The 20,472-nt window shown below is 67.2% G+C and carries 24 protein-coding genes; 8 read left to right on the forward strand and 16 right to left on the reverse strand.

From position 1 onward, the window contains the following. A partial coding sequence (locus JOZ00_RS09765; protein WP_293343117.1) for a TetR/AcrR family transcriptional regulator occupies positions 1-512 on the reverse strand: 512 nt, incomplete at its 3' end. 76 nt (positions 513-588) lie between these two features. Here JOZ00_RS09765 and JOZ00_RS09770 point away from each other — a divergent pair. After that, the gene (locus JOZ00_RS09770; protein WP_293343120.1) at positions 589-2,058 is read left to right on the forward strand and encodes an NAD(P)/FAD-dependent oxidoreductase; all 1,470 of its coding nucleotides are present in this window, start codon (positions 589-591) and stop codon (positions 2,056-2,058) included. On the opposite strand, the gene rraA is transcribed toward JOZ00_RS09770, so the two are convergent. From rraA to JOZ00_RS09815, 9 genes are all read right to left on the reverse strand, one after another. Then, the gene (rraA, locus tag JOZ00_RS09775) at positions 2,055-2,534 is read right to left on the reverse strand and encodes a ribonuclease E activity regulator RraA (protein WP_293343124.1); all 480 of its coding nucleotides are present in this window, start codon (positions 2,532-2,534) and stop codon (positions 2,055-2,057) included. The genes JOZ00_RS09770 and rraA overlap by 4 nt on opposite strands. 25 nt (positions 2,535-2,559) lie before the next feature. Further along, a complete protein-coding gene (locus tag JOZ00_RS09780; RefSeq protein WP_293343127.1) occupies positions 2,560-3,012 on the reverse strand; it encodes a nucleoid-structuring protein H-NS in 453 nt (150 codons plus the stop codon). A gap of 95 nt (positions 3,013-3,107) precedes the next feature. Continuing rightward, on the reverse strand, positions 3,108-3,611 hold the full coding sequence (locus JOZ00_RS09785) for a copper resistance CopC family protein (protein ID WP_293343130.1): 504 nt from the start codon (positions 3,609-3,611) through the stop codon (positions 3,108-3,110). Continuing rightward, positions 3,608-4,288, reverse strand: coding sequence for a YcnI family protein (locus tag JOZ00_RS09790; RefSeq protein ID WP_293343133.1), 681 nt, complete (start codon positions 4,286-4,288; stop codon positions 3,608-3,610). The genes JOZ00_RS09785 and JOZ00_RS09790 overlap by 4 nt, the downstream gene beginning before the upstream one ends. 5 nt (positions 4,289-4,293) lie before the next feature. Next, positions 4,294-4,950, reverse strand: coding sequence for a DUF6474 family protein (locus JOZ00_RS09795; RefSeq protein ID WP_293343136.1), 657 nt, complete (start codon positions 4,948-4,950; stop codon positions 4,294-4,296). A 145-nt stretch (positions 4,951-5,095) separates the two neighbouring features. After that, positions 5,096-5,494 carry a transcriptional regulator gene (locus JOZ00_RS09800; protein ID WP_293343138.1) on the reverse strand — a complete coding sequence of 133 codons (399 nt, stop codon included), beginning with the start codon at positions 5,492-5,494 and terminating at the stop codon, positions 5,096-5,098. 391 nt (positions 5,495-5,885) lie between these two features. Continuing rightward, positions 5,886-6,584: a TMEM165/GDT1 family protein gene (locus tag JOZ00_RS09805; protein ID WP_293343141.1), complete on the reverse strand. Its 699-nt coding sequence runs from the start codon at positions 6,582-6,584 to the stop codon at positions 5,886-5,888. Positions 6,585-6,837: 253 nt separating this feature from the next. Further along, a complete protein-coding gene (locus tag JOZ00_RS09810; RefSeq protein ID WP_293343144.1) occupies positions 6,838-7,371 on the reverse strand; it encodes a peptidase in 534 nt (177 codons plus the stop codon). A 197-nt stretch (positions 7,372-7,568) separates the two neighbouring features. Then, positions 7,569-8,192 carry a superoxide dismutase gene (locus tag JOZ00_RS09815; RefSeq protein WP_293343147.1) on the reverse strand — a complete coding sequence of 208 codons (624 nt, stop codon included), beginning with the start codon at positions 8,190-8,192 and terminating at the stop codon, positions 7,569-7,571. A 796-nt stretch (positions 8,193-8,988) separates the two neighbouring features. On the opposite strand from JOZ00_RS09815, the gene JOZ00_RS09820 reads away from it, so the two are divergent. Together JOZ00_RS09820 and JOZ00_RS09825 are read left to right on the forward strand one after the other, a co-directional pair. Continuing rightward, the gene (locus JOZ00_RS09820; protein ID WP_293343149.1) at positions 8,989-10,053 is read left to right on the forward strand and encodes a DUF4328 domain-containing protein; all 1,065 of its coding nucleotides are present in this window, start codon (positions 8,989-8,991) and stop codon (positions 10,051-10,053) included. After that, entirely contained in the window at positions 10,050-10,874 is an 825-nt protein-coding gene (locus JOZ00_RS09825; RefSeq protein WP_293343152.1) for a glycerophosphodiester phosphodiesterase, read from the forward strand. Before JOZ00_RS09820 ends, JOZ00_RS09825 begins: the two co-directional genes overlap by 4 nt. Here the strand turns inward: JOZ00_RS09825 and JOZ00_RS09830 are convergent. Together JOZ00_RS09830 and JOZ00_RS09835 are read right to left on the reverse strand one after the other, a co-directional pair. Beyond that, positions 10,871-12,076 carry an LCP family protein gene (locus tag JOZ00_RS09830; protein WP_293343154.1) on the reverse strand — a complete coding sequence of 402 codons (1,206 nt, stop codon included), beginning with the start codon at positions 12,074-12,076 and terminating at the stop codon, positions 10,871-10,873. The genes JOZ00_RS09825 and JOZ00_RS09830 overlap by 4 nt on opposite strands. 36 nt (positions 12,077-12,112) lie before the next feature. Beyond that, positions 12,113-12,904, reverse strand: coding sequence for a DUF2470 domain-containing protein (locus JOZ00_RS09835; RefSeq protein WP_293343155.1), 792 nt, complete (start codon positions 12,902-12,904; stop codon positions 12,113-12,115). 91 nt (positions 12,905-12,995) lie between these two features. On the opposite strand from JOZ00_RS09835, the gene pheA reads away from it, so the two are divergent. Together pheA and JOZ00_RS09845 are read left to right on the forward strand one after the other, a co-directional pair. Next, positions 12,996-13,958 carry a prephenate dehydratase gene (pheA, locus tag JOZ00_RS09840; protein WP_293343157.1) on the forward strand — a complete coding sequence of 321 codons (963 nt, stop codon included), beginning with the start codon at positions 12,996-12,998 and terminating at the stop codon, positions 13,956-13,958. Further along, a complete protein-coding gene (locus JOZ00_RS09845) occupies positions 13,955-14,641 on the forward strand; it encodes a histidine phosphatase family protein (protein WP_293343159.1) in 687 nt (228 codons plus the stop codon). Before pheA ends, JOZ00_RS09845 begins: the two co-directional genes overlap by 4 nt. A gap of 8 nt (positions 14,642-14,649) precedes the next feature. On the opposite strand, the gene JOZ00_RS09850 is transcribed toward JOZ00_RS09845, so the two are convergent. The 3 genes from JOZ00_RS09850 to JOZ00_RS09860 all read right to left on the reverse strand — a co-directional run bounded on the left by JOZ00_RS09850 (position 14,650) and on the right by JOZ00_RS09860 (position 16,690). Further along, positions 14,650-14,853 carry a hypothetical protein gene (locus JOZ00_RS09850; RefSeq protein ID WP_293343162.1) on the reverse strand — a complete coding sequence of 68 codons (204 nt, stop codon included), beginning with the start codon at positions 14,851-14,853 and terminating at the stop codon, positions 14,650-14,652. 75 nt (positions 14,854-14,928) lie between these two features. Further along, positions 14,929-15,279 carry a metallopeptidase family protein gene (locus JOZ00_RS09855; protein ID WP_293343164.1) on the reverse strand — a complete coding sequence of 117 codons (351 nt, stop codon included), beginning with the start codon at positions 15,277-15,279 and terminating at the stop codon, positions 14,929-14,931. 4 nt (positions 15,280-15,283) lie between these two features. After that, entirely contained in the window at positions 15,284-16,690 is a 1,407-nt protein-coding gene (locus JOZ00_RS09860) for a septum formation family protein (RefSeq protein WP_293343167.1), read from the reverse strand. Between the two features lie 111 nt (positions 16,691-16,801). Here JOZ00_RS09860 and serS point away from each other — a divergent pair, with 111 nt between their 5' ends. Together serS and JOZ00_RS09870 are read left to right on the forward strand one after the other, a co-directional pair. Next, on the forward strand, positions 16,802-18,064 hold the full coding sequence (gene serS, locus JOZ00_RS09865; protein ID WP_293343170.1) for a serine--tRNA ligase: 1,263 nt from the start codon (positions 16,802-16,804) through the stop codon (positions 18,062-18,064). Between the two features lie 100 nt (positions 18,065-18,164). After that, a complete protein-coding gene (locus JOZ00_RS09870) occupies positions 18,165-19,256 on the forward strand; it encodes a diguanylate cyclase (RefSeq protein WP_293343172.1) in 1,092 nt (363 codons plus the stop codon). 4 nt (positions 19,257-19,260) lie between these two features. Here the strand turns inward: JOZ00_RS09870 and JOZ00_RS09875 are convergent, their stop codons facing one another. Next, positions 19,261-19,749, reverse strand: coding sequence for a DUF2834 domain-containing protein (locus JOZ00_RS09875; protein ID WP_293343175.1), 489 nt, complete (start codon positions 19,747-19,749; stop codon positions 19,261-19,263). Between the two features lie 72 nt (positions 19,750-19,821). Between JOZ00_RS09875 and JOZ00_RS09880 the strand changes: the two genes are divergently transcribed. After that, the gene (locus JOZ00_RS09880) at positions 19,822-20,469 is read left to right on the forward strand and encodes a TetR/AcrR family transcriptional regulator (protein ID WP_293343178.1); all 648 of its coding nucleotides are present in this window, start codon (positions 19,822-19,824) and stop codon (positions 20,467-20,469) included. Positions 20,470-20,472 lie beyond the last annotated feature (3 nt).

The following is a 20,472-nucleotide window of genomic DNA, read 5'->3' on the forward strand; positions in this document are numbered from 1 at the left end:
AGCGAGGCGGATAGATTGCGCGCCGGCAGGGTCACCGGCGCGGCCCCGCGGGCGCGTTCTGCTTCGATCACCACGGCGATGTGATCGACCCACTTCTGCATGAACCGCGACCACAGGTCGCGCAGGTCCTTGTTGGTGCGGGCGGCATCGGCGGCCAGCGATACCGCGCGGTGCGCCCCGAATGTCTCGACGAACACGTTGATTCCGATGCGCCAGAGCGCCTTCACGTCGGCGGGCGGGTTGGCGACCAAGTTCTCGAGTGCGGAGTCGGCCTCGAAGATCACGCGCTCGAACAAGGTGAGCAGCACCGCGTCCTTGGACGGGAAATAGAAATAGAACGTCGGCCTCGACAGGCCCGCCCCCTTGGCCAGGTCGTCGACCGAGATATCGGCCAGCGGACGTTCCTCGAGCAGTCGCTCGGCGGTGGACAGAATGGCCAGTTCGCGATCGTCGCCCGACGGCCGGGTCGAACGCCGACCTCGGGGTGCGCGGGTGGAGCTGGCGGCAGTCACGGCGCCTACTCTACACCGCGTTGAGTTTTTCGACAGGGTGTTGACTAGTTCAACGCCGCGTTGATAGCGTGGCGGCATGACTGAGCACCTTGACGTCGTAATCGTCGGCGCTGGCATCTCGGGCGTCAGCGCCGCGTGGCACCTGCAGGAACGCTGCCCCACCAAGAGCTACGCGATCCTGGAACGTCGCGACGACCTGGGCGGCACGTGGGACCTGTTCAAATACCCGGGCATCCGCTCGGACTCGGACATGTTCACCCTCGGGTTCCGGTTCAAGCCGTGGGGCTCGGCGAAGTCGATCGCCGACGGCGCCTCGATCAAGGCCTACATCAGGGAGACCGCGGTCGAGAGCCGGATCGACAAGCACATCCGCTACCGCAGTCGGGTGGTGGCAGCGGACTGGTCCGACGCCGAGAACATCTGGACCCTGACCGTCGAGAGTGACGGTCAACTGAGCGAGATCACCTGCTCCTTCCTGTTCGCCTGCACCGGTTACTACAACTACGACGAGGGATACTCGCCGACCTTCGCCGGCTCTGAGGACTTCGACGGCACGATCATCCATCCTCAGCACTGGCCGGAGGACCTCGACTACGCGGGCAAGAAGGTCGTCGTCATCGGATCCGGCGCTACAGCGATCACCCTGATCCCGGCGCTGGTGAACTCGGGCGCCGGAAAGGTGACGATGCTGCAGCGCTCGCCGAGCTACATCGGTTCGCTGCCCGGCACCGATCCCTTCGCGGTGCGGGCCAACCAAATGCTGCCGGAGCGCCTGGCGCACATGGCGAACCGCTGGAAAGCCATCGCGTTCAGCACTTTCCAGTATCAGCTGGCGCGCAAGGCCCCCGCCTACATGCGCAAGACGCTGATGACGATGGCGCAGCGACGGCTGCCCGAAGGCTACGACGTGGAAAAGCACTTCGGCCCGCGCTACAACGTGTGGGACCAGCGTCTGTGCCTGGCGCCCGACGGCGATTTCTTCCGGACCATCCGGCATGGCAAGGCCGACGTCGTCACGGACACGATCGACCGGTTCACCAAGACCGGGATCAGGCTCAGCTCCGGTGAGGAGTTGCAGGCCGACATCATCGTCACCGCAACGGGATTGAACATGCAGTTGCTGGGCGGGGTGCAGCCGACCAGGAACGGCGAGTCCCTGGACCTGACGTCGTTGATGACGTACAAGGGCTTGATGTTTTCGGGGGTTCCCAACTTCGCGATCACCTTCGGATACACGAACGCGTCATGGACGCTGAAGGCCGACCTGGTCTCCGAGTTCGTCTGCCGGTTGCTGAACTACATGGACGCCAAGGGCTTTGACTTCGTCGAGCCGCAGCATCCGGGCGATTCCGTCGACGAGCTGCCGTTCATGGACTTCAGCCCCGGCTACTTCCAGCGGTCGATGCACCTGCTCCCCAAGTCAGGATCGCGGGCGCCGTGGCGGCTCAAGCAGAACTATTTCTTCGACATGCGCACGATCCGGCGCGGCAAGATCGCCGATGAGGGTCTGCGATTCGCGAAAAAGACTGCGCCGGTAGCCGTTTAGGGGCTGACGACGACGATGCCGTCGTCGTCGCTGTAGGCGGTCTCGCCGGGCGTGAATGTCACTCCGCCCAGGGTGATTTCGACGTCGCGTTCTCCGTCGCCGGTCTTTGTGCTCTTGCGAGGGTTGGTGCCCAAGGCCTTGATGCCGATGTCGATGCCGCGCAAAGCGGCCGCGTCGCGCACCGCGCCGTTGATGACGAGCCCGGCCCAACCGTTCGCGCGGGCCAACTCGGCGATGACGTCTCCGACCAGTGCGCTGTGCAGTGAGCCACCGCCGTCGATGACGAGGACACCGCCCTTGCCGGGCTGCGACAGCACCGATTTCAGCAGCGCGTTGTCTTCGAAGCAGCGCACAGTGCTGATGGGGCCGGCGAATTCGGCGCGGCCGCCGAACTGGCGGAATTGGACGTCGCAGCTGCGTACGTCGGGGCCGATGCTGTCTACGAGGTCGGCCGTCGGCCGGAATGACACGGTCACGTCTGACACGTTAGACGTCCCGCGCTCAGCGGCGGCGCAGTTGCCGGATGAGCAGGATGGCCAGCAGGCTGACCGCCAGCGCCACGATCAACGGCACCGGGGACTGACTGACCGACGGTACCGAAACAGCTTGGGAAACCGGGTTGTTGGCGTCGTCTACGGTGGACTTCGCTTGTGCGGCGGCGTCTTTGGCGGCGGCCGCCAGGTCGCCGTTGGTCTCGATCCGCTGCTGAACGTCAACGGGTTGCTCGGCCGACGGCTCGGGGGGCTTCGGGGGTGCGGGTTCGACCTTTTTGGCCGGCGCCTTTTTCGCGAGGGCCTTCTTAGCCGGGGCTTTCTTGGCGGCGGCCTTCTTTGCCGGCGCTTTTTTCGCGGGCGCTTTGGCCGTCTTCTTGACCGCTTTGGCAGGCGGCGTCTTTTCCGGCGGCGTCGACGCGCCGTCGGATTCGCTGTTGGGTTGATCCTGCGGGTCTGCCATGCGGCCGCTCCTTGAGCTTTCTTTCGTCGTATTCCTAGCTCACCGGGTTCTCGGTCCCATCATGCCAGGACGCGTCGGGGCGCCTTGGCCGCCGGTCACGGCTTGCGCCGCAGCGCCCACAGGACGCCACCGGCGACGAGCACCACCGCCGCGGCCACGAACGGCCACGCCGGAACGTTGCGGGTATCGGCGCCGGCGGCCCGCGGTCCCGGCGTACCCGTGCCGGGCGTTGTCAGCCGAAACGACCAGGACCCGGACACCACGTGGCCATCCGCGGACGTCACCCGGTAGTTCACCGTGTACGTGCCAACCGGCCCCAGCGGCCGCAGCGCGATGCTGACCACCGCGCCCTGCACCGCAGGGTCGCCGGCCGACCACACGTTGCCATCGGGCCCGATGACCGTCATCGCGACGAATGTGGTCTGCAGGGCTTCGTTGAAGGTCGCGCTCACCCGATCGGGACCGAGCGCGAGGACCGCTTTGTCAGCGGGCTCGGTGGAGAGCCGCGCGGCGTGCGCGGATGCGACCGGTGTCGCGGTCAAGAGCGTCGCGATCCAGAGCGTGGCGCCGACGCACGCGGCGGCGGCCAGCCGCCTCATGTCCGTCGGCGGATCAACGCGATTGCGATGCCCAGCGCAGCGACCACGAGGGCCGCGCCGCCCAGGATCCGGGCGGTGTTGTCGGACGCCTTCGGCGGCGCGGCCTCCTGGCCGGCCGGTGCGGCGGAAGACGGATGGCGGTGCTCGTGGGGCGCCCCCGCCGGTGCGGCGGTCAGTGTCAGCGTGGGAGCCGGATGCTCCGGCTCGTCGGCCCCGGGCGGCGACGGCTGGTCCCACTTCACGACGGTGCCGTCGGAATAGGTCTGCGTGGCCGGGAAGCTGACGGTATCGGTGTCGGGCAACTGCACCGATATCCGGAACAGCGCGAACTGGTCGGGTGCGATCCCGCCGTTCGGAGCGGCCGTCCACGTCACCGAGCGGACGGTGCCGGCCGCCGCGTCACGGTCGAGCTTGGCCGTCCACCCGGGCATGCTCTCGGTGTCCGCGGACGTCACGTTGGGAAGCGCGACGGTCAGCGCGGTGGTCGCGGCCCCGTTGTTCGACTCGTTGGGCACCTGGAAGGTGACGATCGCCGTCCCGCCGCGCACCGCGTTGTCGCTGCTGGCATGGACGTGTGCCGATGCCGAGGGAGCGTGCGCCGTCGACCCGAGATACAGCCCGACCGCGGCGGCAATCGCAATCAGGAACCGCGACGTCCAGCCGGTTTGCAGCGACATGGCGGTCAGGTCAACCCGAGCCGGGCCATCAGGTCGGCCTCAATGCCGTCGAGCTGCTTTGAGATCGCGGCGTGGGCCGACCGGCGCCGCGCGGCCGGCATGTTCTCCGCCGCCGTGATGGCCGCCGACAGATCGCTGAGCCGTTCGCTGATGGCGGCCGCGAACTGCTTGGTCTCGGCGTCCTTGGGCTTCTTGTCTTGGACCGCCCGCAGCGATTTCTCCGCCCCGGCGATCCGAGCCGACAGCTGGGCGCCGTGGCCGGAGAAGCGGCCGATCTGAGCCAACGGTACCCCCAGCTGATCCGCGCGACGCTGATCGATCAGCGCGCGCGCCGAGATGGCGGCCCGGTAGATCACCGGCGTGAGGATCGGCGCGAGTAACCGAGATACGGTGAGCACCCGGCGGATTCGTGTCGGTGACAAGACCTTGCCTTCCCGCACGGCTTTGAGCTCGGCCTCGGCGACCTTCAGCGCATTCCGGTCGGTGTCGCGCTGCGCTTTGATCTGAGCTCGAAGGGCTTTCGTCTCCGAGCGCTGCGCGGCCTTGAAGCGGCGGGCCTCGTGCTTGGCGGACAGCTTGGCCTCGAGCTTCGCGCGGGCCTTGATCGCACGGGCTTCGGCGCGTCGCGTCGCGCGACTCTTTCGCTTGCGGAACAGGCCCATTCCCGGCCGCCTCCCGGTATCTAGTGGACTATCGCTCTCGCGTTTGCGCGATCCGTGAGCCAACCCTAGTGGGAATGGGCAAGCCGCAGCCCGCCAGGTCGGGCCGGGCGGGCGGTAACGGACTCAGGCGCCCTGTGGGTGCCGGCTATGCGTCGAGGTGCTCCGAGCGGCGCAACTCGTTGATCCGCTCCATGACGTCGAGCTGCCCCTCGGGTGACAGCTCGGAGACGCGCATCGCGATGCGGCGCACTCCGTCGTCGCGCAACGTGGACACAAACGCCAATTCCTTGTCGAGCTTCTCGTAGTACTCGTCGTCGGTGAAGTAGGACGACTTGATGCGGAAGAAGTTGGCCAGTGCGGCCATGGTTGCCGACGAGGGGTTGGTGCGGTTGCCCGAGCGCAGTTGAGACAGGTAGGGAGCCGACATCGTGATGCCTTCAGCCTTTAGCGCCGCGATCACTTCGGCGGAGGTGTGCGGCCCGCGTCCAGGCGGATACACCGTGTCGAACAGGCGGTTGAGGCGAGCAGAGAACGTCGTGCTCATGTCAAATGACCTCCACTTGGCTGTAGAAGTGAACTATTTCCCAGGTATATTTGCTGATCATGCTATTCAGAGTTTGTGGACCTAACCAGGTGCAAACCTCGGTGGTTTCGTTTCGGGCATAGCTGACACCTGCCAAATGTACACTTGACGAGCGTCTAACTAATTCGCTGGGGTGTCCACAGGATCGCCGAAACTCACAGGTTATCCGCAGAAATGAGGGGCGCGTCGAGCGTGGCGGATGGTTGGCCGGGTCGCCCGTAAATAAATCGTAAAGATCGTGCTGAGCGCTCGCTCCGCAACCAGCCGGCAACCTACTCACGTTCGGCGTGTCCTTTGCTGTGGAACGCCGAACTTAGCCAGGAAACGAACCGGCGGGCTCGCGGGACCGCCTTCATGACGGCCCATCGGGTGGCTGTCCAGTGACAGACGCGACCCTTGCGCGCCTCCGCAGGATATGGCCCGTCGTCATCGCCGCGGCGGCGACTGTCACCACCGCAGTGGCAACGACGGCCACCCAAAGCCAGCCCAGAGCCATGTCGAAAAGCATCCACAATCCGAAGATCAGGAAGAGCAGGCTTGCCAGGACGTGCAGCGGCTTTTGCGGGAGACGTTGATGCAGCAGCGTGCCGACGCCGATGGCCACGCCGTCGGCCAGCACCATGCCCAAAGTGGAGCCGAGCCAGACACCCCGCCAGTCGTGGTGGCTGGCCAGCGTCACGGTTGCCAATGAGGTCTTGTCGCTCATTTCTGCCAATGCGAACGACGACACCACAGTCAGTAATGCGAACCGGGTTTCCGGCGTCGTCGAAACCGTCTTGTCCGTGCCGGTGCCCTCCCGCCAGGCCCACACGGCAAAAGCCAGGAACGCGATCGCCGACGCGAGGGCCATCGGGCGCGCCGGCAGTGTGGCGCCCAGAAAGTGGCCGACCGTCACCGCGACCCCGTGCGCCAGGAATGCGGCGATCGCCACTCCGGTCAGCACGACCCACCATCGGTAGCGCAGCGCGTAGGTCATGGTGATGAGTTGGGACCTGTCGCCGAGTTCGGCGAGGAAGACCACCCCGAGACTCAGCAAGGTGGCGGCGAGCATGCGGAGCGACCTTTCGACACGTTGTCGACGACCACGCGGTCATCGAACTCCGGTCGAAGGTCTCGCCCACCGGTTTCTCAAACCGGTTCGCCAGCCGGGCTGTGCGCCAGTATGTCGACTAGACGATTCGGGGCTACTCCCCTTCGCTAACTGTTTCAGGCTAATGCGCGAGTCACGGGTTAGCCAGGGAGGCAGTCAAGTTCGGGTGTCCGTATTTAGCGATTCGCCGAACCGGGTTTGACGTGTTAATTCGTTATGCCGCAAGCAGCATCGCAAGAATGGCGGTATCGGGATGGCTGATCGGATCGACGCCGACGCGACTGACCATGGAGGTGATGGTGCCGTCGGCTTCGGCTTCCACCCATGCGGCCCGGTGCTCTAATCCCAGATACGGCAAGCCAGGCAGCAGTACGCATCCCGAGGCCGCCCCGGTGCACTCCGGCAGTGACGGTGTCGTTTCCGACGGCGGGTGCAGCATCAGTAACGCGGGCGGCTGATGCTCCGCGAAATAGCCTGGCTGAATGGCGGATTCACCGAAAACGGTGCCCTCGGCCAGGACGAGGCCGACGGTGCCTGGCTCGGGCTCGTCCGGCAGTTCCTCACGGGCGCCGAACACCGTTGTGGTGGAGAGCAATCCGGGCAGTGACGCGACCCGCACCGCGACCATGAGCAGTTGGGCCCATTCTTTTGTCGAATTAGGCCAACGGCCAGAGATGACAAAACCTTTGAGGGCGCCACGGGCATGGAAAGGAGAAACCCCTATCGGCCGTTCCGATCCAGTCTCCATTTCGACCTCCGCGCGCCGCCCGGCTTCGAAATAACCACACTGGTAGCTCGAATGACTAAGCATGCCTGCGGGTTAGGCGCCTTGCAACCCGACACGGCCACGGGCGCACATCTTCTCAAGATGCCCCGATTTTGTGACTCCGAAACGACAAGGGCGCCGCGCATAAAGCGCGACGCCCCTGATCGATCGAGATGATGTCAGCCGAAGATCAACCCCTGTGATTTCGAGGTTGCGGCGGCGTAACGCTTCTGAACATCTTCCCAGTTCACGACGTTCCAAAACGCCTTGACGTAGTCGGCTTTGACGTTCTTGTACTGCAGATAGAAGGCGTGCTCCCACATGTCCACCTGCAGCAGCGGGATGATGCCGAGCGGGACGTTGGCTTGCTGGTCGTAGAGCTGGAATGTCAGCAGCCGGTCACCGAGCGCGTCGTAGCCGAGGACCGCCCAGCCCGACCCCTGCAGGCCGTTGGCGGCCGCGCTGAACTGAGCCTGGAACTTGTCGAAGGATCCGAACTGCTCGTCGATCGCGGTGCCGAGGTCACCGGTGGGCTTGTCGCCACCGTTCGGCGACAGGTTCTTCCACCAGATCGAGTGGTTGACGTGGCCGCCGAGGTGAAAGGCGAGATTCTTTTCGTTCAGGAAGATCGCAGAGTGGTCGCCATTGGCGCGAGCTTCGTCAAGCTTGGCCACTGCGTCATTGAGGCCTTTGACATAGGTGGCGTGGTGCTTGGTGTGGTGGATCTCGTTGATCTGACCGGAGATGTGCGGTTCCAGCGCTCCGTAATCCCAGTCCAAGTCGGGCAGGGTGTATTCAGCCACGGCGTTCCTTTCTTCGATTATCGTCTTGACGCTCGTTGACGCGGGGCTGCCACGTGACGGCCAGCCATAATCAACCCTGCTGCATCACTGCGCGCACCGCAAGAATGAGCGTTACGAACCGAGGGGGCGCATACCCGTTCGGGAAGATTTCAAGACAGAACGATGAGCGCGAGAACCGCGAGTAGGGCCAGCGCTATCAGCCCGGCGCGCAAAGCGGCGATGCTGTAGCTGTGATTCCAGGCGGGCGAGCCCGAATACGATTTCGACGCTGCCGGTGAACCCGGACCGAACGAATGTGCGGCCATCAATCGCCTTTCACCCCCGCCATCACCTCGCGTTAGTGAGGTGAGTCACAACAGTTTTCGCGAACGCGATCATAACCCTTTGTAGCGAGCTTGAGAAATGGTGCGTTGAACTGCCGGTTGATGGGTGAAAAGGGCCGAGGGCCCGACGAGCGCCCCGCCGGCGTCGGGCGCCCGGCGACAGGTGCCACGAGGCTGTTCCACGTGCTTAGTAGTGCGATTCATTTCGCTCACCGCCCGTGTCAGGGCTGTCAATGGAGCATCGTCATTACCGCGGTGTTTATCCACAGTTACACCACGGTTTGCCGCCAGAGGCTGTAGCAATAGCTTTCTGTACCCACTACCGATGTGTGGATAAACCTGTGGAAACTGTGGATAGTCAGTGACGGCCGAGCGCGTTGCCGACCCGCCCGAGTGGGCGCCCCTCGCCCGCCCGCAACCCCTCGGGCGGCTAGTTCCCGTGGCCGGGATGAGCGCGAGGTTAGGCTTGTCCGGTGATCCAGGTGTGCTCCCAGTGCGGCACTCGGTGGAACGTGCGCGAACGGCGCCGCGAATGGTGCCCCCGCTGCCAGGGCGCGCTGATGGCACCGCTGGCGGATGCTCCGACGGTCGACCCACGTTGGAGTGCGCAGGGCGCTTCACCTCCGGCGACGTCCCCCGGTCCACCCCGCTGGCAGCGCACACCCCCGCGGTTGCCGGCCGGCTACCGCTGGATTGCGGTGCGCCCCGGTGCGGCCCCGCCCGCCCGCCGCGGCCGCCGTCCCCTCGGGCCGACCCCCCGCTACGCCGTCATCCCGCGATGGGGTTTGGTCGACCGTCTCGAAGAAGCGCCCTCGCCGGGCCAAGCACCGGCGCGCACCGGGCCGTCGGCGGAGCTGGTCCGCACCACGCAGTTCGTGAGTGTGCTGGTGCTCAGCATCGCCGCGCTGGTCTATGTCGTGCGCTACGTGCTGCTGGTAATCAACCGGAACACATTGCTGAACTCCTGGGTGGCGATCGGCGCCGACTGGCTCGGGATTGTGGCCAGCGTGGCCGCGATCGGGGCGGTCATCGCCTACGGGTGGGTCCTCATCCGCTGGCTGATCGGGCGGCGCGCGGCCGTGCTCGCCCATCTGGGCTTGCCGGAGCAACGTTCGGTCCGAGCGTTGTGGGCCGGCTGCGTCGTGCCGTTTGCCAATTTGCTGTGGGCTCCGGTCTACGTGATCGAGCTGGCAATTCTGGAAGACCACTACAGCAAGCAGCGCCGACCCATCGTGGAGTGGTGGATCGTCTGGATGGTCAGCTACCTGGTCTCCATCTTCGCCATCATCTCCAGCTTCGCGAGGGACGCCCAAGGCATCGCCAACAACACCGTCCTGATGGTGTTCGCCTACCTGTTTGCGGCGGCCACGGCGGCCGCCGTGGGCCGGGTCTTCGAAGGCTTCGAGCGAAAGCCGGTCGAACGGCCCGCGCATCGCTGGGTGGTGGTCGCCGACGACCAAGACCAACAACATGTGGCGCAGGCGTCGGCCGGTCCGGTTGAGTTGGAGGGGCAGGAACCGGCAGCATTAGGGGTATGACGTGGGCCGAGGAGGTGCTCGCCGGGCACCCCTTTGTGGTGGCTCATCGCGGCGCCTCGGCCGCACGACCCGAACACACTTTGGCCGCCTACGACCTCGCCCTCAAAGAGGGCGCCGACGGCGTCGAATGCGATGTCCGACTGACGCGCGACGGCCACCTCGTGTGCGTGCACGACCGGCGGCTGGACCGGACCTCGACCGGAGCCGGCCTGGTCAGCACGATGACCCTCGCCCAGCTGCGTGAGCTCGAGTACGGCGCCTGGCACGACAGCTGGCGTGACGACGGGACGCACGGTGACACCAGTCTGCTGACGTTCGACGACCTGGTATCGCTGGTCCTCGACTGGCACCGGCCGGTGAAGATCTTCGTCGAGACCAAGCACCCGGTCCGATACGGCTCGCTGGTGGAAACCAAGCTCCTCGCGCTGTTGCACCGCTACGGCATCGCCTCACCCGCCTCCGCCGACCGGTCCCGCGCAGTGGTGATGTCGTTCTCGGCGGCCGCGGTCTGGCGGGTCCGTCGGGCCGCGCCGATGCTGCCGACGGTCCTGCTCGGCAGGACGGCCCGCTACCTGACCAGCGGCGCGGCCACGGCCGTCGGCGCCACCGCCGTCGGGCCGTCGCTGGCGGCGCTGAAGGAATACCCGCAACTGGCGGACCGCGCCATCGCCCAGGGCCGGGCCGTCTACTGCTGGAACGTCGACGAATACGAGGACCTCGACTTCTGCCGTGACATCGGGGTGGCCTGGCTCGCCACTCACCACCCGGGTCGCACGAAGGCGTATCTGCAGAATGGCGGCGCCGGCGAGAGCAGCGGCTAGTTCGGCGAGGTCGACGACGTCGTGGGCGCGGGCGCGTCGGAGGCCAGCGCATCGAACAACCGGCGGGCCTCGTCGTGGTTCCACACCACCACCGCCCCGGAGTCGCCGTCGGTGAACTCACCGATCGGGACGGTCATGGCCGTGGTGGACCCGTGTAGCGACCAGCCGAGCCGGGCCAAGTCCCACACGTGGTCATCGCGGTCGACCGTCAGCGCGTCCGCGAGTGCGCGCGGCACCGCGTACCAACGCCACGGGTTGAGCCACACCGCCGGGCTGGCCGCGCGGTGCAGCAGCGACGACACGAACTGACGCTGGTTGACCATCCGGTCCAAGTCCGCTCGCGGCGTGTCACGCGTCCTGACGAAGCCGAGCGCGTTGGGGCCGTTGAGTTCTTGGCAGCCGGCCGGAAGATGGATGCCGGCCAGCGGGTCGTCGATCGGCGCCGTCGGGCACACGGTCACCCCGCCGAGGGCGTCGACCAACGCGGCGAACCCGCCGAATCCGATTTCGGCGTAGTGGTCGAGGTGCAGGCCGGTGGCCTGCTCCACCGTCTGCGTGAGCAACTGCGCCCCGCCGATCGCGAACGCGGCGTTGATCTTGTCCTTGCCGTGCCCAGCGATCGGCACGTAGGAGTCGCGCGGTATCGACACGATCGTGGTCGGGGTGTCCGACCATAGGGCAGGCACGTGCACCAGCAGGATCGTGTCGGTGCGACCGTTTCCGATGTCGCCACCAGTGGCCAGGTCCTGTTGCTGCTCGGCGGTGAGATTTTGGCGGCTGTCCGAGCCGACCAGCAGCCAGTTGGTCCCCCGGCCGGGGGACGGCCGTCCGTCGTAGTCGGCCAGCGCCTGCTCGCGGTGCAATTTGGTGTCGAACCAGATCGCCCCGCCGACGATGCCCGCACCCATCAGCAGCGCGGCGACCAGCACAACCGAGGCGATGATCCGTGCCCAGCGGCGTTTGCGGCGTGTGCGCGGCGCCGCCGGCCGCGGCGGAGGCGCCTGTTGCACCGGAGGGCTCGGGCGGGGTCGCGGCGGTGCGGGTGGGGGCGGGGGTGGCCGGCGCAGCGGTCGGGTCTGCGCGTTCGCGTCTGGCGGGGGTCCGGGTCCGCGGCGGATGACCTGCGACGGCTCGGGGCGCGCCGGCGGCGGCCCGGGCGGTCTCGGTGCCCATCGCGGGCGCGGTGATCGATCGCCGTCCACGAGGTAAACGTACGCGGCCGGACGCCGAGAATACGGTTACCGGCGTGCGCGCAACCCGTTGATGAACGGGCAGCCCATCAGCACCCGGATGGCCTGGCTCAGCCCCGTCATGTCGTCGACCGGCTTGTGGAAGGGCAGCCGGATGTCGTGGTCGCGGTCCGCGCCCTCGACGCGAAACCGCACGCCATAGCGGTCGAGTCCCAAGGGCCGGACCTGTCCACGCCGCAGCGGTGCGGGCAGCCGGGACACCAGCCGCGCGACCACGTCGCTGTGCGCGGTGTCCAGATGCCACAACAGGCTCGACTCGACCCCACAGAAGGGATCGGGCCGGGCGGCGAGCAGGTCCTGCACACCGACCGGCTCGGCGCCGGTGGCGTCGGTGACGACCACGGATTCGATTTCGAGCCGCAGCAGCGTGTATCGGGCCTCCCGGCCGTCGGAGGGCGCGCACTTCGGCGTATCGATCTGCAGCAAAGCCGGATTCGGGCACTCCGAGGCGATCAGGTCGAGCGTCGCGGCGATCGCGCCCGCCGGCACCTCCTGCAGGGTGCCGCGCACCCACACCAGTGAACGGACCGGCTCCCGCAAGGGCAGCGGGGCGTAGTCGGTCAACTCGAGGAGTGCCTGGGATCCCGAGATCGCGCGGGCGGCCGCGGCTTCTTGGTCGGCGGGCAGCGCCAGCGCGAAGGATCCGTCGGCCATCAGGTGATGCACGGGCGTCACGACCGGGTCCTGGCGCTCGATCGCCAGAAGCGCGCCGCCGGCGCGGACACAGGCACTGCGGATCCGTTCGGCAGTGGTCGGGGCGGGGCAGATCAGCGATAACACGATTCTCCTTCGAATTAGGTAAGCCTAAGTTAACTTAGGACCCATTGCGGCGCAAGAGTCGATTGGCGGTGCGCACGGCTAGGGTTGGAGCGTGGCCCGCATCGCTTATCTCGGTCCTGAGGGGACCTTCACCGAGGCAGCGCTACTGCAGATCACGGGCGCCGGACTGGTCCCCGCGCGGGGGTCGGCCGGCCTGCAACCGTTGCCGATCGAGAGCACTCCCGCGGCGCTGGACGCGGTCCGTGATGGCGAGGCCGACTACGCGTGCGTCCCCATCGAGAACTCGATCGACGGCTCCGTGACGCCCACGCTGGACAGCCTGTCCATGGGATCGCCACTGCAGGTGTTCGCCGAGACGACGCTGGACATCACGTTCAGCATCGTCGTCAAAGGCGGCCGCAGTGCCGCCGACGTGCGCACCTTGGCTGCTTTCTCGGTGGCGTCGGCCCAGGTGCGCCGCTGGGTGGCCGCCAACCTGGCCGGCGCCGAACTGCGGCCGGCTTACTCCAACGGCGACGCGGCCCGCCAGGTGGCCGAAGGGCAGGCCGACGCCGCGGTCACCTCGCCGCTGGCCGCCACGCACTGGGGGCTGGACGTCCTGGCCGACGGCGTCGTCGACGAAGCCAACGCCCGCACCCGGTTCGTCCTGGTCGGCCTGCCGGGGCCGCCCCCGGCCCGCACGGGAGCCGACCGGACGTCGGTGGTGCTGCGGATCGACAACGCGCCCGGGGCGCTGCTGGCGGCGCTGGCCGAATTCGGCATCCGGGGCATCGACCTCACCCGGATCGAATCCCGGCCGACCAGAACGGGACTCGGCACCTACATGTTCTTCACCGACTGCGTGGGCCACATCGACGACGACGCGGTGGCCGAGGCGCTCAAGGCGTTGCACCGTCGTTGTCTCGATCTGCGATACCTGGGGTCTTGGCCGATGGGCTCGCCCGCCGGGGTGATCCCGCCACCCGCGGACGAGGCGTCGCGCTGGCTGGCGGGGCTGCGGCAGGGCGAGTCCGAACAGGCCAACGCACAGACCAGAGCCGGGGGGTTTGCGTGAGCGGGCGTTTGGTGTTGGTGCGACACGGCCAGTCGTACGGCAACGTCGATCGCCGGCTGGACACCCGGCCACCGGGGGCCGAGCTGACGCCGCTGGGCCGCGACCAGGCCCGGGCGTTCGCGCGCGGTTCCGGGCGGCCGTCGATGCTGGCGCACTCGGTGGCCACCCGGGCGACGCAGACTGCCGCGGTGATCGGCGTCGAGTTGGAACTGCCCACCCTCGCGGTGCCCGGCATTCACGAGGTGCAGGTCGGGGCGCTGGAAAACCGGAACGATGACGACGCGGTCGCGGAGTTCAACGCGATCTACGACCGCTGGCATCACGGCGAACTCGACGTGCCCCTACCCGGTGGCGAGACCGGGAACGACGTCCTGGATCGCTACGTCCCCGTGCTCACCGACCTGCGCATGCGCCACCTCGACGACCATGACTGGAACGGCGACATCGTCGTCGTCAGCCACGGCGCGGCGATCCGGCTGGCCGCTGCGGTGCTGGCCGGAGTGGATCCCGACTTCGCGTTGGACAACCACCTGAACAACGCCGAATCGGTGGTGCTGGCCCCGATCACCGACGGACGGTGGAGCTGTCTGCGCTGGGGAACCCTGACGCCACCGTTCTTCCCGGAGACCGAGGCCACCCCGGTGGCGGACGCTGTGCACTCGAGCACCGACCCGATGGGCTGACGCCTAGGTCAAACGGCGAGCGCGATCGACTCGCTGCATTCGCAGCCGATGGCATCGCAATCGACGACGAAGGCGTGCGGCAGCAACTCGGGGCTGTCGCAATCCGGCTCCGTGCATTCCGCACGGCCCCAGAAGCGGCCCTGCGAATGGCGAATGATGGTGCCGTGACAGTGATCCAAGCCTGCCCGGCAGTCGCGGCAATCGGCACTCATAAGCCGTTCATAGCACCGGTCGCCCCCAAATCCGGGGACGGCGCGCCCACGAAGGACGGTGAGTTTCCCGACTCGTCAGGACCAGCCCAACTCGTGCAGCCGGTCATCGTCGATGCCGAAGTGGTGGGCGATTTCGTGAATCACCGTGATCGCCACCTCCTCGACGACGTCCTCGTCGGAGTCACACACGTCGAGCAGCGCCTCGCGGTAGATCGTGATGGCGTCCGGCAGCGACCCGGCGTAATCGGAGTCGCGTTCGGTCAGCGCCACGCCCTCGTACAACCCGAGCAATTCGGAATCCTCGGGGTGACGGTCCTCGACAAGGACGACGACGTTGTCCATCGCCGCGGCCAGCTCGGCCGGGATCAGGTCGAGCGCCTCGGACACCAACTCGTCGAAGCGCTGCGGATCCATCCGCACGGACAACCGGCTAGCCCCCCGGCGGAGGCTCGGCGGGCGGCGCCTCCGGCGGTGGCGGGGCGGCTGGAGGTGGGGCTGCCGGTGGCGGGGCTCCGCCATCGGCCGGCGGCGGTGGTGCCCCGCCGTCCGGTGGCGCCTGCGGCGCCGGAGCCTGCGGCTGCTGGGCCCGCGGCGGCGTCACGACCGGCTGCTGGGGCTGTTGCCCGGGCAAGTGCTGGTTGTTGGGCGGCACCTCCGGGGTCGGGCTGGACTGGCCGGCGGAAGACTGTTGCGGAGCCGGAGCCTGCGTTTGCAGCGGTATCGGCGGCGTCGTGAGTCGCTCTTCGGGAATGTCCGGTGGCGGCACGGGCGGCTGGCCGTTGATCAGCAACTGGCCCTTGGCGCCGTTCACCAGCGTGGCCCAGCCGCCGTTGCCCAGCGTCGCGCCGATGCTGCACGCGATCTCGCGGCTACCCGCCGTCCAACTGGACAGCGACACCGTCGGGTAGATCAGGGTCAGGGTGGTGGTGCGCAGTTTGACGGGCGCCAGGTAGGCGTCGGTCATCTTGGTGCAGGAGTCTTTGACGAACGAGTCCTGGTCGGCCTCCGAGGGCAGCCCGCCGGGGAACTTCTCGGCCAGATTGACCGTGCCGGTGACCTCCATCGCGTGCGGCGCCCCGCAGTCGACGGGCACATCGACCGGCTGGTTGGTCGCGGGGTCGACGCCCAGACAGGTGCCGGCCGGCCAGACCTTGGACTGGTCGACGTCGGCGACCTTGCCCTTGAAGGCATCCTGCTGGTTGTTGATGCCGGGCAGTTGCAGGCCGCACAGCATGCGGCGGTCACCGGACTGGCGCCACGCCCGGTCCCCGGGCCACAGCAGGCTGACGATGAACTTGCTGTTGGGGTCGAACTTGGGCCCGAGGTAGTTGCGGACGGCGGACTCGCACTGCTCCTGAGTGATCTGCTGGATGCGGGCGGGCGACGGGGGAGCCGCGTTCGGCCCGTACTCGGCGCCCGGGAAGGTGCGCATGTCGAGGGATTCGGCGACTTCGAACTTGTGGTCGTCCGCGCAGTTGACGATGCTCGCCGATTCCGGGGTGGTGGCGGGCCACATCAGGCACTCACCACTGCTGGCCCGGTTGAACGCCGCGCTGCTCTTGCCGCCGGTGCTGGGCACCGGATCGCTGTCCAGGTAGCCGGCCAACCGCCCCTGCCCGGGGCCACCGACCGGAATGGCGGTCACCACTCCGGCGATCAGCAGGCCGCCGAGCGCCGTCAGCAGCAGCGCCCGCCTGGTCGCCGTCGCCTGCAGGCTGCGCGGCCACTGAAAGCCGGCCGACCGTCGATCCGCCTTGGCGACGGTGGACGTATCGGCCTCGGAAGCGTCAGGGGCTTCCGCGGCTTCCTTCTCGGGCGCTTGCGACATCCGCTCCATTCTGACAGGACCAGGTAGGTTGCGTGACAAAAGTGGTAGATGCGACACCTGGGGTCCGCGCGACGGGATGCTGTTCTGCCGCAGCGGAGTCCGAAAAGTAGTCTCAGGGCCGTGATCGACCTGAAGCTGCTCCGGGAAGACCCCGACGCCGTGCGCCGCTCCCAAGTCAGCCGCGGTGAAGACCCGGCGCTGGTAGACGCCCTACTGAACGCCGACTCCGCGCGGCGGGCCGCCATTTCGTCGGCCGACGGGCTGCGCGCGGAACAGAAGGCGGCCAGCAAGAGGGTGGGTGCCGCATCGGCCGAGGAGCGCCCGGCGCTGCTGACGCGCGCCAAGGAACTCGCCGAAGAGGTGAAAGCCGCCGAGACCGCTCAGGCCGAAGCGGAGTCGGCATTCACCGCGGCACACATGGCGATCTCGAACGTCGTCATCGACGGGGTTCCGGCCGGCGGGGAGGACAACTTCGAAGTCCTCGACGTGGTCGGCGAGCCCCCCGCGATCGACGACCCCCAAGACCACCTGGAGCTCGGCGAATCGCTAGGCCTGATCGACATGCAGCGTGGCGCGAAGGTGTCCGGCTCGCGGTTCTACTTCCTGACCGGGCAAGGCGCGCTGTTGCAGCTGGGCCTGCTGCAGCTGGCTCTTCGCCTCGCGGTCGACAACGGCTTCATTCCGATGATCCCGCCGGTGCTGGTGCGCCCGGAAGTCATGGCGGGCACCGGATTCCTGGGCGCGCACGCCGACGAGATCTATCGCGTCGAGGCCGACGACATGTATCTGGTCGGCACGTCGGAGGTGCCGCTGGCCGGCTATCACGCCGACGAGATCCTGGACCTGTCCGGCGGACCGCTGCGCTACGCGGGCTGGTCGTCGTGTTTCCGGCGGGAGGCCGGCAGCTACGGCAAAGACACTCGCGGCATCATCCGCGTGCACCAGTTCGACAAGGTCGAGGGGTTCGTCTACTGCATGCCCGAGGAGGCCGAGGCCGAACACGAACGGCTGCTGGGCTGGCAGCGCGAGATGCTGGCCCGCATCGAGGTGCCCTACCGGGTGATCGACGTTGCCGCGGGCGATCTCGGCTCGTCGGCCGCCCGCAAATTCGACTGCGAAGCTTGGGTTCCCACCCAGGGCGCCTACCGCGAGCTCACGTCGACCTCCAACTGCACCACCTTCCAGGCGCGCCGGCTGTCGACGCGCTACCGGGACGGCGGAGGCAAGCCGCAGATCGCGGCGACCCTGAACGGCACGTTGGGCACCACACGGTGGTTGGTCGCGATCCTGGAGAACCATCAGCAACCCGACGGCAGCGTCCGGGTTCCCGCCGCGCTGGTGCCGTTCGTCGGCGCCGAGGTGATCGAGCCCCGCAAGCGCTGAGGCAGTAAACCGCCGCTGCGACCGCCGCTGGATTATCATCTAGCAAACCGGTCCGGCATGTGGCGGTGGGAAGCCCGGGCCACGGGGGAGGGTGAGCGTGGTGGGCTTGCTGCGCGTGTGGTGGCGACAATCCGATCACTACGACCAGCTGAACTCCCACTTGTTGGCCCGGCAGATGGCCACCATCACCCGCCTCACGATCGCGGTCATCGCGGCCTCCTTGTCCATCACCGTGTTCGCGACGATCTGGAGCACGCTGGGACCGCGCAACACTTTTCAGCTCGCCTGCGCGGTGCTGGGCAGTCTGGGTGCGGCGATCGCGGCCGCGTTCTGGGCGTGGCGCTGGCCCACTCGCGCCCAGGCGATCCGGCTGACCGTGCTGTGCAACGCCGGCATCGCGCTGTCCGCACTATCGCAGAGCGGCCCCGTCGCCGCCCTGCTCGCCTGCACGACCTTCGCCACCATGGCCAGCTACATCGCGCTGTTCCACACCGCGCCGCTGATGCTCTACAACTTCCTGATCGCGGCGCTGGTCGGCGCCTTCGAGACCGTTCGCCTCGCGGCCGGGTACGGCGTCGTGTCCGCCCTGTGTGGATACGAGGTGCTGCTGATCCTGAACCTGGCGGTGCCGTTCGGCATCCAGGCGGTCGTGCACGTGCTGCGCACCGACGCCATCCGGTCCGAGCGCGACCAACTCACCGGGCTACTGAACCGGCGCGCATTCCACCGGCGCGCCAGGGCGCTGCTGGAGAGCTTGCGCGACGAGTTCGGTCATCTCGTCATCACCGTGATCGATCTGGACCGCTTCAAACAGCTGAACGATTTCTACGGGCACAGCCGCGGCGACGAGGCGCTCGTCGAGGTGGCCCGCGCGCTGCGGGACAGCACCGACGGCACCGCGGTCATCGGCCGCTCGGGCGGCGAAGAGTTCGTGATCGCCGGCGGCTGGCACCCGGACGAAGTGAGCGAGCGGGCCCAACAACTGTGCGACGCCATCGCGGCGCTACCTTTTGACATCACCGCCAGCATCGGGACGGCCGGTGCACATCCTGATCACCGCGTGTACAAATCCGACGACCTGATTGCGGCGCTGATCGTGGCGGCCGACGATGCCATGTACGTGGCCAAGCGTCGCGGCGGCAATCAGACCGGGCATCACAAGGCGCCGATCCCGCCGCGCAACTTGTCATAGCCGACTAGGCGTCCACAGTCGTTGGGGCGGAAGCGGATTGGGCGTGGCGACGCTGGCGCTCCATCGTCGCGAAGTAGAACGCGAACGGGAACGCGAAGCTGGTGAAGAAGCTGGACAGGAAGAACAACCATGGGCGCCGAATGCCGCGCCGCAGACCGTCGACGATGGTAAAGACCGGCATCAGAATGACATTGGCGATCATGTAGTCCTGATTGCCCGAGCCGCAAGCGGGCGTGGCGAACTGTCCCTTGATGAATTCCGGATAGCTGGCCGGGCCGGAGATCAGGTTTCCCTGTCCATGTGCGGCCATCACGAAGTGGATGTTGAACCAATAGCCCAGTGCGATCGAAGCAATGCCCGCGGCGTAGTACACGCATTCCAGCGGTGACAACCACGGCCCACCTTCGGGTTTGGCGTAGATCTTCTTGTTCGACACGATGAGCCCGGCGATGCAAGCCAGCCCGAGCGAAAAGTGAATGATGATCGAGGACATTGGCGAAGTCTCGCCCTGATGCTGAAGTTTTGTCAATAATGACATAACAACTTCTTGGGGTACTTTACTGACATGGTCCGGCCCGCACAGACCGCGCGAAGCGAACGCACACGCGAAGCGTTGCGCCAGGCTGCGGTCGTGCGATTCCTGGCCCAAGGCGTGGAAGACACCTCGGCCGAGCAGATTGCCGCCGATGCCGGGGTGTCACTGCGGACGTTCTATCGCCACTTCAGCTCCAAGCACGACCTCCTGTTCGCCGACTACACCGGGCTGCACTGGTTTCGTGCCGCCCTCGATGCAAGGCCGGCCGAGGAACCGATCATCGATTCGGTGCAGTCGGCAATCTTCTCGTTCCCGTATGACGTTGACGCCGTGGCCAAGATCGCCGCGTTGCGCCAAGACGAGCTCGACCCCGGCCGCATCGTCCGCCACATCCGGGAAGTCCAAGCCGACTTCGCCGACGCCATTGCGGTGCAACTGCAACGGCGTAGCCGCGGGTCCAATGGCGCCAAGGATCCGACGGCGGACCAACGGGTGCGCACCGCCGTGACCGCGCGATGCATCGCCGCCGCGGTGTTCGGCGCGATGGAGGTCTGGATGGTGGGCGACGACCGGTCGCTCGGCGAACTCGCACGGTTGTGTCATGCGGCCCTGGAGTCGCTGCGTGCGGGGATCACCGATTCCTGGATCACGGCGAGCGCTCACCAAGTTTCGTCATAATTG

It is taken from the genome of Mycobacterium sp., assembly GCF_019243155.1.
Classification (GTDB): domain Bacteria; phylum Actinomycetota; class Actinomycetes; order Mycobacteriales; family Mycobacteriaceae; genus Mycobacterium.